Source organism: Pseudobutyrivibrio sp. MD2005, from assembly GCF_000621865.1.
GTDB lineage: Bacteria > Bacillota > Clostridia > Lachnospirales > Lachnospiraceae > Pseudobutyrivibrio.
This window is the reverse complement of record NZ_KK211358.1, coordinates 305,549-318,389: the sequence shown is the minus strand read 5'-3', so window position 1 is coordinate 318,389 and position 12,841 is coordinate 305,549. Positions and strand designations below refer to the sequence as shown.

At 40.0% G+C, this 12,841-nt stretch carries 12 protein-coding genes; 10 read left to right on the top strand and 2 right to left on the bottom strand.

The window, feature by feature from the left end:
• The first annotated feature begins 498 nt into the window (after positions 1–498).
• The 10 genes from T498_RS0111245 (at position 499) to T498_RS0111200 (ending at position 10,528) form a co-directional block, all read left to right on the top strand.
• Positions 499–1,770: a transglutaminase domain-containing protein gene (locus T498_RS0111245; RefSeq protein WP_028235986.1), complete on the top strand. Its 1,272-nt coding sequence runs from the start codon at positions 499–501 to the stop codon at positions 1,768–1,770.
• Positions 1,770–2,492: an aspartate/glutamate racemase family protein gene (locus tag T498_RS0111240; RefSeq protein ID WP_036978403.1), complete on the top strand. Its 723-nt coding sequence runs from the start codon at positions 1,770–1,772 to the stop codon at positions 2,490–2,492. The genes T498_RS0111245 and T498_RS0111240 overlap by 1 nt, the downstream gene beginning before the upstream one ends.
• A 9-nt stretch (positions 2,493–2,501) precedes the next feature.
• Entirely contained in the window at positions 2,502–4,013 is a 1,512-nt protein-coding gene (locus tag T498_RS0111235) for an amino acid adenylation domain-containing protein (protein WP_028235984.1), read from the top strand.
• Positions 4,014–4,222: 209 nt separating this feature from the next.
• A complete protein-coding gene (locus tag T498_RS0111230) occupies positions 4,223–4,456 on the top strand; it encodes a phosphopantetheine-binding protein (RefSeq protein ID WP_028235983.1) in 234 nt (77 codons plus the stop codon).
• Between the two features lie 3 nt (positions 4,457–4,459).
• On the top strand, positions 4,460–6,052 hold the full coding sequence (locus T498_RS0111225) for an MBOAT family O-acyltransferase (RefSeq protein WP_028235982.1): 1,593 nt from the start codon (positions 4,460–4,462) through the stop codon (positions 6,050–6,052).
• An 11-nt stretch (positions 6,053–6,063) separates the two neighbouring features.
• Positions 6,064–7,122, top strand: coding sequence for an SGNH/GDSL hydrolase family protein (locus T498_RS0111220; RefSeq protein WP_028235981.1), 1,059 nt, complete (start codon positions 6,064–6,066; stop codon positions 7,120–7,122).
• Between the two features lie 99 nt (positions 7,123–7,221).
• Positions 7,222–8,037 (top strand): flagellin, encoded by an 816-nt coding sequence (locus T498_RS0111215; RefSeq protein ID WP_028235980.1) that lies wholly within the window; start codon positions 7,222–7,224, stop codon positions 8,035–8,037.
• An 808-nt stretch (positions 8,038–8,845) separates the two neighbouring features.
• Positions 8,846–9,718: an NAD(P)/FAD-dependent oxidoreductase gene (locus T498_RS0111210; RefSeq protein WP_028235979.1), complete on the top strand. Its 873-nt coding sequence runs from the start codon at positions 8,846–8,848 to the stop codon at positions 9,716–9,718.
• 34 nt (positions 9,719–9,752) lie between these two features.
• Positions 9,753–10,064: a thioredoxin gene (gene trxA / locus T498_RS0111205; RefSeq protein ID WP_028235978.1), complete on the top strand. Its 312-nt coding sequence runs from the start codon at positions 9,753–9,755 to the stop codon at positions 10,062–10,064.
• 20 nt (positions 10,065–10,084) lie between these two features.
• Complete coding sequence (locus tag T498_RS0111200; RefSeq protein ID WP_028235977.1) at positions 10,085–10,528, top strand: MarR family winged helix-turn-helix transcriptional regulator; 444 nt, start codon at positions 10,085–10,087, stop codon at positions 10,526–10,528.
• A gap of 6 nt (positions 10,529–10,534) precedes the next feature.
• Here T498_RS0111200 and T498_RS0111195 read toward each other — a convergent pair whose 3' ends face one another.
• Both T498_RS0111195 and T498_RS0111190 read right to left on the bottom strand, forming a co-directional pair.
• Complete coding sequence (locus T498_RS0111195; RefSeq protein ID WP_028235976.1) at positions 10,535–11,713, bottom strand: hypothetical protein; 1,179 nt, start codon at positions 11,711–11,713, stop codon at positions 10,535–10,537.
• 53 nt (positions 11,714–11,766) lie between these two features.
• A complete protein-coding gene (locus T498_RS0111190) occupies positions 11,767–12,714 on the bottom strand; it encodes a tetratricopeptide repeat protein (protein ID WP_028235975.1) in 948 nt (315 codons plus the stop codon).
• Positions 12,715–12,841 lie beyond the last annotated feature (127 nt).

Sequence of the window (12,841 nt, the reverse complement as noted above, 5' to 3'; positions counted from 1 at the left end):
TGTACTTCTTAGGCTGAGGGAAACTTGGTTGATTTTGTAGTGCGCTTAGTAAAATAAAAGCAGGTTTTGCAATATATAAGCATGCGCTGCCATGGACGGCAGCGCAAGTGGTCACTTAAAACACGATGTTGAATGTGCCACGGTGATTATATATGCAAAACCTGCTTTGTTATTTTACTTAGCAAACGGAGTATGAAACCAAGTTCCCTCAGCCTGAGAAGTACATTTAAAACTTAAGTGTCCGCCCCCATAAAAAACATTTTTCAAAATGGTTCATTCCGCAACAAGACACATGTGCGATGCATAAATTGGGCCCATAAGAAAAACAGCAATATTCGCAAAATTGCATCCCCCACAAAGCCCCGAGGGCTACTGCATGGGCGGGGCTATTAGTATATGTAAACTGTGAATGGTAACAAATGCCTGAATAATTTGACTACCTGGGCCATGATTGATAAAATTATCTTCGAGTGAGTTCACTCTGGAGAAGATGTTATTATGGAAAACGAAGTCAAATATAAGAGAAATAAGAAAAAGAGAAAAAATAAAAAACGTAGTAGGCTTATCATACCTATATGCGCAGCCGTTGTCGTAGTCTGCGCAGGTGTGGGAGCCTATTTTTATTATGATTATTCAAATAGAGTGTATTCAAATTGTGTGGTGGAGCTCGGCGGAAGTGTTACTGCGGCAGATTTTCTAAGGAATAGCAATAAGTCGGCGGAGTTTACACCTGGCACTGTGATTTCAACAGAGCATGCTGGGGTATATACTGTGGGGATTCAGTCTGATGGATACACATATGAGTGTACTTTGGAGGTGGATGATACCACAGCTCCAGAATTAAAGGTTCATGAGCTTACCCGCACAAAAGAAGAAATCCCTGCAGTTAAGGATTTCATTGATGAAGTCAGCGATTTGTCAGGGGAAGTAAATGTCTATTTTGGCACGGGTATCAGCTTTGATAATTATGGTGATATTCCAGTTACTATTGTGGCAGAGGATGCTTCGGGGAATCGTACAGAGGCTGATACGGTGCTGCATCTGGTGGAAGAGTATGATATTGTTCCACCAGTAATAGAGGGACAGCTTGATAAGACTGTATATGTAGGTGAATCTGTAAGCTTTAAAAACGGTGTGGTTGTTACAGATAACATAGATACAGATTTAGAGGTGCAGGTTGATAGCAGTCAGGTCAATCTTAATGAACCAGGAGAGTATACAGTGATTTATACAGCTACCGATTCCATGGGAAATATGGATTTAAAGGAAGGCGTAATTACTGTTATTGAGCAGCTCTATACAGAGGATGAGGTATTTGCTCTGGCGGATGAGGTTCTTGATGAAATCATTACAGATGATATGTCTGATTATGATAAGGCGCATGCTATTTATGTTTGGATACAGGGGCATATGGGGTATAGCGAAAGCACCGACAGAGGCGACTGGCTAAAGGGTGCTTACGATGGACTTAAGAATCGACATGGCGATTGCTATAACTATTTTGCAGTCAGCAAAGCACTGCTTACAAGAGCAGGCATTAAGAACGAAGATATCGAAATTATTCCTACGGCAACACGTCATCACTATTGGAACGTGATTGATTGTGGTGAGGGCTGGAGACATTTTGATACAACACCACGTGTGGATAAAACCTTTAAGGGATTTTATCTTACTGACGAGGAGCTGATGGCTTACTCTGATATGCATTATCATTCTCACAACTATGATAGAGAGATTTACACATATTTTAATGACGACCAGGAGCAATAATGGGGATGAAAAGATTAGGAATAATCGGTGGCTTGGGGCCTATGGCCACAGCATATTTCATGCGTCGTATCATCGAAATGACAGACGCAGCCACTGATCAAGACAATATAGAAATGGTTATATACAATGTGCCATCCATACCAGACAGGACAGGCTACATACTTGGAAAGAGCAAGAAAAGCCCACTCCCTAAGATAGTGGAGCTTGCCAATAAGCTGGAGCGAGATAATGTAGATTATATCGCCATGCCGTGTATCACTGCTCACTATTTTCATGATCAAATTGCGGATGCAGTATTTGTGCCTGTGAGCAATGGAATCAAGGAGACGGCGGCTTATCTGTCGGCTGAGGGCATATCCAAAGTAGGAATTATGGCTACAGATGGAACGGCGTCCATGCATTTGTTTGATTCTGTTTTAAAGGATTATGATATTACATGCGTTTATCCGGACGTAGAATGTCAAAAGCTTGTTATGTCTATCATCTATGATGATGTAAAGGCGGGCAAGCCAGTAGATATGAAGGAATTTGAACTTGTCAAAAGTCAGCTTCTAGAGGCTGGGGCAGAAGTGATAATTCTTGGATGCACAGAGCTTTCCATCGTCAAAAGAGATCATGACGTTGGTGAAAAGGTGCTTGATATAATAGATGTTTTGGCTCAGGATTGCGTTAAGAAATGCGCAAAATTACGTCCAGAGTTCGATAATCTAATTACAAAATAGAGGTGTGACATGCAAAACAATGTACTAGATTACATAGACGAAAGTCTAAAACGTGTACCAGACAAAATCGCATATGCGGATGACGAGGTACAGCTTACTTTTTCAGATGTGAAAAACATCATGGATTCAGTGGGAACTAATCTTTTAGAGCGAGGCTGCAAAAAAGAGCCAGTTATCGTATTTATGAAGAAGAGTCCTAACACCATTGCAACATTCTTTGGTGTAATTAATGCTGGTTGCTATTACGTGCCAATCGACAGCGAGATGCCAGCAACACGTATCAATCTTATTTTAGATAATTGCAAGCCAAAGGTTATAATCTGCGATGACTCAACAATAGAGATTGCAAATAACTTTGACTATAAAGCTGATGTGGTATTATTCAGTGATATCGTAAATACGAAGAGCGATGAGAAGGCTTTAGCGGATGTTAGAAAGCACGCTATTGATACAGATCCAATCTACATCGTGTTTACTTCAGGCTCAACAGGTGTGCCAAAGGGAGTGTGTGCCTGCCACCGTTCGGTAATAGATTACATCGAACAGCTTTCAGAAACACTTGGCTTTAATGAGGATACAATCTTTGGAAATCAGACACCACTTTACTTTGATGCCTGTCTAAAGGAGCTTTATCCTACACTGAAATTTGGTGCCACAACATACTTGATTCCACATTCATATTTTATGTTCCCAATAAAGCTTGTGGAATACATCAACGAGCATAACATCAACACTGTTTGCTGGGTTGTATCAGCTCTTACTATGATAAGTGCATTTGCTACATTTGATACAGTTGTGCCACACACACTGCGCACAATTGCTTTTGGTAGCGAAGTATTTCCTATAAAACAGTTCAGATTATGGAAGGCAGCCTGTCCAGAGGCCAAATTCTTTAATCTATATGGACCTACTGAAGGCACAGGAATGTGTTGCTATTATCCAGTAGAGAGAGAATTTGCAGATGATGAAGTGATTCCTGTGGGATTCCCATTTAAAAATACAGAGATTCTTCTTCTCAAGGAAGATAACACTTTGGCAAAGGATGGGGAACAGGGCGAAATCTGTATTCGTGGAACATCTGTTACACTTGGCTACTACAACAATCCAGAAAAGACAAAAGAAGCCTATGTGCAAAATCCACTAAACACAGCCTACCCGGAAATCATTTATCGCACAGGCGACATTGGTCACATCAACGAATACGGTGAGCTTGTTTTCCACTCACGTAAGGATTTTCAAATCAAGCACATGGGACACCGCATCGAACTAGGTGAAATTGAAGCCAATGTAAACCTTGTACCCGAAATCAAGCTCTCAGGGTGCATCTACGCCAAAGAACAAGGCAAGATTGTACTCTACTACGTGGGCGACATCACAGAAGGCGACCTTATCAAGGCGCTCAAAACCAAGCTGCCACGCTACATGCTACCAAACAAGGTCAACCGCCTTGAGGCTATGCCATTCACAGCCAACGGAAAGATTGACCGCGTGCGCCTCGCCAAGATGTACGAGGAAACCTAGTCCGCTGGTTACGGCTACAAGCCTAAGGACTCTCCGCTTCGCATAGAAAGCTCCGCTTGAGAGTTCTTAGAGCTTGATGCCTACCAGCTCATCAAAGATTTATACTGTATAGATTAAGCGGCTACATAACCTGGGCGAACGCAAGTACGGGTGCCCTACGGGAGTACGTAAAACTTGGAGGCCGCTACGAAATATAAGGAGGAAAGAATATGGAACAGTTATTAGAGATTTTAGGAGATTTACATCCAGAGGTGGATTTTGCCACTGCAAAGGATTTGGTGACAGGCGGAATTTTGGATTCATTTGATATTGTGTCACTTATTTCGGAGATTAATGAGGAGTTTGATGTGACAATTGGTGCAGCAGAGCTTACACCAGAGAATTTTGCATCAGCAGAGACAATTTATGCACTCATCAAAGCTAAGTTAGATGACGAGGACTAATTAATGTTATTTACTTCATATGGATTTATAGGTTTTTTGATTATCGTATTTGCGATATATTATTTATTGCCTGGACGCTTCCAGTGGCAGTTTTTGCTGCTGGCGTCCTACGTATTCTATTTTATCGCTGACCCAAGATATCTAATCTTTATTGCCATAACATCGGCTACCACATTTTTGGCGGCAAAAAAGATTTCCGATAAAAAGAAATCTTTTGATGTTTGGTTTAAAGAGCATAAAAAGGAGTATGAAAAAGAGGAGAGAAAGAGCCTTAAGGCAAAGGAGCATGCGGCAGAGAAAAAGATTTTTCTGGCATGTCTGCTTTTTAATTTAGGTATTCTTGCTGTGACAAAATACACTAATTTTACCATAGCAAATATCAACTCTCTGTTATCAACTTTTGGAAGGGCTGATGGAATATCATTTGTACAATTGATTATTCCAATGGGAATTTCGTTCTATACCTTCCAGTCTATGGGATATCTTATAGATGTTTTTAATGGCAAGCATGAGGCTCAGGATAATCTATTCAAATTTGCATTATTCGTATCATTCTTCCCACAGTTAGTTCAGGGACCTATCAGCCGCTATTCAGATTTAAGTGCCACTCTTTACGAGGAGCATAGATTTGACTGGCGTACAGTATCATTTGGACTAGAGAGAATCCTTTGGGGATTCTTTAAAAAGCTGGTTATAGCAGATAGAATTCTGGTTGCTGTTAAAGCAATTATTGAAGATACAAATACCTACAACGGTTTCTATGCATTTGCCGGTGCCATGTTTTACGCCTTAGAGCTTTATGCAGATTTCACTGGGGGAATCGATATTACTATTGGTGTGGCAGAGACAATGGGAATCAAAGTTACAGAAAACTTTATTCGCCCATATTTTTCAAAGAACATCAAAGAGTATTGGAATAGATGGCATATTACCATGGGTACATGGTTTACAGATTACATCTTTTATCCTATCAGCGCTAGCCAGTTTATGATGAAGCTTTCAAAGAAGAGCAGAGCAAAGCTGGGCAACAATTTAGGCAAGCGAGTGCCTGTTTATCTTTCAAGTTTTATCGTTTGGTTTACTACAGGTATTTGGCATGGTGCCAGCTGGAACTTTATTGTATGGGGACTTGGCAACTTTGTAGTTATCATGATTTCCCAAGAGCTTGAACCATTTTACAGATGGTTCCATTCTAAGGTGCATGTGGCAGGAACATTTGGTTGGAGATTATTCCAGGTTGTTCGGACCACACTTATTATGTCTAGCCTTCGTATGTTTGATTGCTATAGGGATGTGCCTCTTACATTCAAAATGTTTGGAAGCATATTCAGCAAATCAAGTCTTTCCCAGCTGAAGATAGATGCATTTATTGAAATGGGGCTTACAGAATGTGATTACCTGGTTGTATTTATAGGAATGCTTGTGCTAGTAGCTGTCAGCTTAGTGCAGCGTACCGGAAGCGTCCGCGGTAAAATCGCAACTCTTAAAGCACCAGTTCGCTTTGTAATCTGGTACGGATTATTTATGGTGACACTTATCTTTGGCGCATACGGAATCGGCTATTCAGCAAGCCAGTTTATTTATAATCAATTCTAGTTGGAGTTAAAATGTACAAAAAAATTATTATAGTTATTTTAATAATAGCGATTTGTTTGTCAGGGCTTGGGCTTGCAACAAAGCTTCTAGAACCTAAATATATGTCGGGAATCCTAGAAGGCGCAATGATACAAGAGTATTATGATGACCCTACTGATCACAATGTGGTTTTCATAGGTGACTGTGAATTATACGAAAACATTTCGCCTGTTTATCTATGGGAGAATTTCGGAATCAACTCTTACATCAGAGGTAGCGCCCAGCAGTTAATCTGGCAGTCATATTACCTTGCAGAGGAGACAATTAAAACAGAAAAGCCTGACATCATTGTGTTTAATGTGCTTTCAATGAAATACAATGAGCCACAGAACGAAGCTTATAATAGAATGACTTTGGATGGTATGAAATGGTCAAAGAGCAAGGTTGATTCCATCAATGCCTCAATGACCGATGACGAGAAGTTTATTGAGTATCTTTTCCCTATATTAAGATACCATTCTAGATGGAGCGATTTGAATTCTGATGATTTTAAATATCTGTTCCATCGTGATAAGGTTTCTTTCAATGGCTACTATATGCGCGTGGATGTCAAGGCGGCAGAGGATGTTCCTGAGGGCCGTCCGCTTCCAGATTATCAGTTTGGAGATAATTCATACTACTATTTAGAAAAGCTTACACAGCTTTGTAAGGAAAATGACGTAGAGCTTATTTTGGTAAAGGCTCCTACACTTTATCCTTACTGGTATGATGAATGGGATGAGCAGATTTCAGAGTTTGCCAAGGAGAATAATCTTACTTATATTAATTTCCTTGAAGCCCAGGATGAAATCGGAATCGACTGGAGCACAGATACATATGATGGAGGCTTACACCTAAATCTCGCTGGTGCCGAAAAGCTTTCTCAGTACTTTGGAACGATTCTTTCTGAAGAGTATAATGTGCCGGATAGAAGAGATGAAAAGGCTCTTAATGAGTATTGGACTACCGTAATAAATCGTTACAATGACGAAATTGCTAGGCAGGAAAAGAACTTAGAGCTTTATGGTTCAGTCCACGAACCGGAAAATTGAAAACAAATTGTTCACATGACTTTTGATTGATGTGATGTTATAATTATTGTACAAATCGGAATTTGGTTTTTCTTTGTAACAAGAGATTGGAGTGGTAGTATGAAAATTCAATCCAACTTAAACACATCGCAGTATCAAAAAAATATCAATCACATGAAGTCAACTGAAGAGCAGCAGAAGAAATCTGCTAGAGAGCTTTCCAGTGGCAAAAAAGTGAATACAGCAGCAGATGATGCAGCAGTTATGGCTATCAGTCAGAAGATTGCTGAGGAGGTTAAGAGCCTCAAGACTGGAAGCAATAATATTTCTTATGGAATTGACGCAGCAAATATTGCTGATGGAGCTCTTGCTAATATTGCGGATTCCCTTGGAGATATGGAGCAGAACACAGTTCGTGCCATGAATGGATTATATTCAGAGAGTGACAGAGCTGTTTTACAGGAGGCAAATAAGCAGACTGTTGCTACAATAAATCAAACAATCAACCAGGCCAGCTACAATGGTAAGAACCTGCTAGATGGAACAACAGGTGATATAAATATCTACACTGGAACATCTAGTACTGCGATCACAGAGGCCGATGCTAAATCAGCAATGGCTGGACTTGAAAACTTTGATATATCTGGCGACCCTAATAAAATATCTACCGATGCATTAGACGAGACTTATTCAAAGCTTTCTTCTATGCGTAGTCAGATAGGTGCCGAAACCAACGGACTTTCAGCTGCTTACAACATCAATAACACTACAGCTGAGAATCTCACAGCAGCCCAGTCAAGAGCTGAGGATGCAGATTTTGCAGAATCTGTTACAAAAATGAAGAACAGCTCTGTGGTTAGACAAGCACAAAACATGACTTTTAAGAATCAGATGGAAAGTCAGGAAAACCTAGTAAACAAGATGCTACAACAATAAATCAATTATACGGCCCTAAGCTAAAAGCTTAGGGCTTTTTTCTTGCGGTGATAGGGGCGTTACCATCCACAGTTTATATTATGGGGCCGCCCTCCACCTGCCTTAGCCTGCCACCGCCTACCGGCACACAAGGCACGATTTTGCGAATATTGCTGCTTTTTCTTATGGACCAATTTATGCATCGCACATGTGTCTTGTTGCGGAATGAACCATTTTGAAAAATGTTTTTTAGGTGGCGGACACTTTAGGTTTTAATGTACTTCTCAGGCTGAGGGGACTTGGTTTCATATTACGCTTGCTAAGTAACATGACAAAGCAGGTTTTGCATATATAGGTACCGTGGCACATTCAACATCGTGTTTTAAGTGACCACTTGCGCTGCCGTCCATGGCAGCGCATACCTATATATTGCAAAACCTGCTTTTATGTTACTAAGCGCGCTCCAAAATCAACCAAGTCCCCTTCAGTCTAAGAAGTACAATTTATACAATGCTGTGTGTCCGCCAACCAAAAACATTTTTCAAAATTGTACAGGCCTGCAAAAGACACATGTAAATAAAAGATGCATGAATGGTCCATTAGAAAAGCGCAATATTCATGCAATGTGCCTTGTGTGCCGGTAGGCGGTGGCAGGTGAAGGCAGGTGGAGGGCGGCCTAAAGACACCACGGCAGTGGATGGTAACGATTAATTTGAGATTAAGAAAAAAGATGTTGACAAAGGCAATTAGATTGTGTACAATTTAATCATCCTAAGAGATTAGTTTTATTAATAGGCCTGTTAGTAGTTTTTGTAGCAGGAGGTATAAAATGGAAAGATATGATATTGCAGTTATAGGAACAGGACCTGCTGGATTAGAGGCAGCTATTACAGCAAAAGTTAGAAATAAGTCTGTTCTATTACTTGGTAATAAGGGTTCTTCAGATAAGGTGTCAAAGGCCCATACAATTCAAAATTACTTGGGACTTCCAAATGTTTCTGGCGAGGATATGGCCAAGGCATTTTTGGATCATGCTAAGGGCATGGGTATAGAAATCACAGAAGATAAAGTCAATGCAGTTTATTCCATGGGACAGTATTTTGCGATTCAGTGCCACGGAGGCGATTACGAGGCCAGCTCTGTAATCGTGGCAGCTGGAATGAGCGCTATGAAGCCATTTGCTGGTGAGATGGAAAATCTTGGCCGCGGCGTTAGCTACTGCGCAACATGTGATGCAGCTCTTTATAAGGGCAGAACAGCAATCATTGTGGCATATGACGCTGAGGATGAGGAGGAAGCAGAGTTTTTAGCAGAGCGTGCTGAAAAGGTTTATTATTTACCTCAGTATGATTATGCTGGAAATTTAGGTGGCAACATCGAAGTATCGGTTGATGTAAAGCCATCATCTATCGCTTATAATGATGGTGTGGCAACACTTGAAACAGATAAAGGCACATTTAAAGCAGACGGAATCTTTATCTTAAGACAGCAGATTGCACCATCCCAGTTGGTGCCAGGTCTTCAGATGGATGGTAATCACATCGGTGTAGATCGTTCAATGGCTACCAATATCAAAGGATTATTTGCATGCGGCGATATCACTGGTGCACCATATCAGTATATCAAGGCTGCAGGAGAGGGAAATGTGGCAGCGCTTTCAGCTGTTTCATATCTTGCAGAACTTAAGAAAGCACAAAACTAATTAAGAGTTGATTTAAATTGAAAGGAGTTATACTATGGTAAAGAAAATTAATCAGGATGAATTTAAGGCACTTGATAAGTCAGGGGTTTCAGTATTAGATTTCAACGCAACTTGGTGTGGTCCATGCAAGATGCTTGCACCAGTTTTGGAAGAGGTATCAGAGGAGTTAGGCGACAAGGCTAATTTCTACAGTATTGATACAGATGATAATCCAGATTTAGCAAGAGAATATGGTATAATGAACATACCTGCCATCGTTGTTTTAAAGGATGGGGAAAAAGTTGATATGAATGTTGGATTTGTTCCAAAAGAGGCACTTTCTGATTTCGTATCTAAGAATCTATAATAATTAATGAGGTGAATGAAATGGGCGATAAATACGATTGCTTAAAAATTTCAAATCAGCTATGCTTTCCGCTGTATGCTTGTTCTAAGGAGATTGTAAAAAGATATAAGCCATATCTTGATCCAATAGATCTTACTTACACTCAATACATTGCTATGATGGTGATTTGGGAAGAGAAGGAGATTACAGTTAAGGCACTTGGCGATAAGCTATTTCTTGATTCAGGTACACTTACACCTGTTCTTAAGAAGCTTGAGCAGAAGGGCTATGTTAAGCGTAGTCGCTCAAAGGATGATGAGCGTAATCTTATTATCACTTTGACTGATGAAGGATTGGAATTAAAAAAGCAGGCATGTCAAATACCTGCTAAAATGGGGCAATGTGTTCAGCTTTCGCCTGAAGAATCATCACAGCTTTATAATTTACTTTATAAGATTTTGGGAAGCTTCCAGGCTAATGATTAGCACTAGCTAGAAGCTAAATAAATCTACATTTTCACGAGCTTTAGAAATGACATCGTCGATGAATGCGGCGGTGTCATTTTTTATTGTGTTCCAATCAATGACTTTTACATTTGATAAATCCGCTTTTGCATCTTCAAAGACATCACCCATATCGTCTACGGTGGAAATCTTGCCTTTTACGTACCCCTCCGCCAAAGTATCATCGTTTCTTGCGACAACTATATTGGTGGCTTCCATACTGATGCCGGATTCGCTGTAGTTTAGAAGCATTCCGGAATCGATTGTGTATACATCACCATTAGAAGCGTAGTAGCTAAGGTTGTTTGTAAATGAGTTGGTGTAAAGTGTATCTCCATTGCGTTTTATTGTGGCAGTTACATATTCATCATCTGGAAGAGGACGATAAAGTTCCAAAGTGCTAAGGTTGTCTCCATAAACTGAAATATAAGCACCCTTGGTTCTATAAGATAAATCAAACACAAGCTTTCTGGCATGATTGTGCTTATCCAGGAAAACAGAGCAATTAATATCATGATCTGGTGCATCCATTCCAAGCAAATCCCAAATGAAATCGCCTTCGCCTTCTGGGACTGTTATTGCAAATTCACTAGCCTCTGTGCCGTCTTCATCAACAAAAGTCTCGCCTGTGGCTTCAATTTTGATGCTGTTAACGAAATTATAAATATTTCGCTTGTTGTTATGGAACCATTCTCTGTTGATATCGTATTTTAGCTGAGGAGCCTCTGTGAATAAGTCGTTATTAGTGTCAAAACCGTATGAAATGCCGCCAAGGAGAGGCGCAACAAGATAAATGGTATCGTTATCTGCATATACATCCAGCTCGCCTACCTGTAAAACCAGCACATCCAGATTGGCTTTGCAAGAAAACTTCTTTTGGGAAGAAGAACGCTCACCGCGGATGGAGCCGCTGATTGAGTAAGGGAACCCCTTGACCTTTTTTATAGATGTAGAACCAGAATATCGTATATCCGCATTGGTATAGTTATCGAATAAATCTTTTAAATCGATTCCGTAAGCCAGGTACTCTGGATCTTTTAGCGTGGATTCAGAAAAATCTATGACCGAGGCTAGAATCCTAACAGATGGATTGTAGGTAAGCTGAGCCTTGATAAATATGATAATGGCAAAAAAGATTATAAATACAATTATTATTTTTTTCTTCATTATTCAAAATAAAACTGCTAGCAGAACTAGCAGTTATTCCTCCATATATGAAACTATATCAATTCGCCTGGGGTATCTGCAATAGACAATGCGATTTCAGTGTCCATCTCAATTAGATGTCTTGCCGCTTCTGTATTTGAAACTTCGATGGTATCTTCTGCAAATCTAACGCAGGCCTCATGATACTTTTCAGTTTCGCCACTCTTACTGTACACAAGCATATAGAGCTTTGAGGCTTGTAGCTTCATGTGGATATCATTTGAAATAGTTGCTGAGGAATCCATGCTAAGTACAACGGCTTCCGCGCGTTTGAATTCACCCATTCCACAGAATGTCTCTATAAGAAGCTTTAAATCTTCAACATAATCCTGAACCGTAATCTTGGAGCTTTTTATAAATGTAACCAGCTCATCGATGTGGTCGTAAACGTACTGGTTGTCACCCATGTGATAGTGGAGATTAGCATACAAAACAGAAAGACTCAAATCATGATGATGCATATCATTCTTTTGAGATATTTCAGTAGCTCGTTTTAGATAAGCCTCTGCATCGGAGTAACGATGTGTGTGTAGGTATGAATAAGCCAGATTGAGGAACACAACAAGATAGGCATGAGGTGAATTGTCAAATTCAGTGCCATATTCTTCTAAATCCTGCAATGCCATTTTGCCATAACTGATTGCTCCGTCATAATCGCCAAGAAGCATATAACGATTGCAGATGGTAGTATAGAAAAAGTGCTTTGCACCTTTGATTCCATTTTTATCAATATAATCAAAGGCAGAGAGGCATTTGTAAAGCATTTTACTGTCGTAGCCCATGATGCCGTATGCAATAGCAAGCCCACGCAGCGATAGAATGTAGTGAGTCTTGTCGCCTATTTCTTCGTAAATACTTCGAGCCATGTTGAGATTATCGATACCTAGCTCCAGGCTGTTTGCCTGTACAAGTTCTAGACCTTTGTTATAGTACTCGAGTGCAATCTGTTCTGTACTAGCCATAACTACCTCCTAAACATTACTCCACAAACTTCTTTCAATAAGTATAATAAGTAATATTTAAAATTCTGTGACGTTTTTCGTAATTTGTTGTTTTGAACCCTATTAAATATTAAAATAACGGTAGTTA

Bases quoted from the DNA above. Each gene is read 5' to 3' on its own strand.
- T498_RS0111210 (WP_028235979.1), top strand. From the start codon at position 8,846: ATGGAAAGATATGATATTGCAGTTATAGGAACAGGACCTGCTGGATTA.
- T498_RS0111190 (WP_028235975.1), bottom strand. From the start codon at position 12,714: ATGGCTAGTACAGAACAGATTGCACTCGAGTACTATAACAAAGGTCTA.
- T498_RS0111230 (WP_028235983.1), top strand. From the start codon at position 4,223: ATGGAACAGTTATTAGAGATTTTAGGAGATTTACATCCAGAGGTGGAT.
- trxA (WP_028235978.1), top strand. From the start codon at position 9,753: ATGGTAAAGAAAATTAATCAGGATGAATTTAAGGCACTTGATAAGTCA.
- T498_RS0111245 (WP_028235986.1), top strand. From the start codon at position 499: ATGGAAAACGAAGTCAAATATAAGAGAAATAAGAAAAAGAGAAAAAAT.
- T498_RS0111235 (WP_028235984.1), top strand. From the start codon at position 2,502: ATGCAAAACAATGTACTAGATTACATAGACGAAAGTCTAAAACGTGTA.
- T498_RS0111215 (WP_028235980.1), top strand. From the start codon at position 7,222: ATGAAAATTCAATCCAACTTAAACACATCGCAGTATCAAAAAAATATC.
- T498_RS0111195 (WP_028235976.1), bottom strand. From the start codon at position 11,713: ATGAAGAAAAAAATAATAATTGTATTTATAATCTTTTTTGCCATTATC.
- T498_RS0111220 (WP_028235981.1), top strand. From the start codon at position 6,064: ATGTACAAAAAAATTATTATAGTTATTTTAATAATAGCGATTTGTTTG.
- T498_RS0111225 (WP_028235982.1), top strand. From the start codon at position 4,460: ATGTTATTTACTTCATATGGATTTATAGGTTTTTTGATTATCGTATTT.
- T498_RS0111200 (WP_028235977.1), top strand. From the start codon at position 10,085: ATGGGCGATAAATACGATTGCTTAAAAATTTCAAATCAGCTATGCTTT.
- T498_RS0111240 (WP_036978403.1), top strand. From the start codon at position 1,770: ATGGGGATGAAAAGATTAGGAATAATCGGTGGCTTGGGGCCTATGGCC.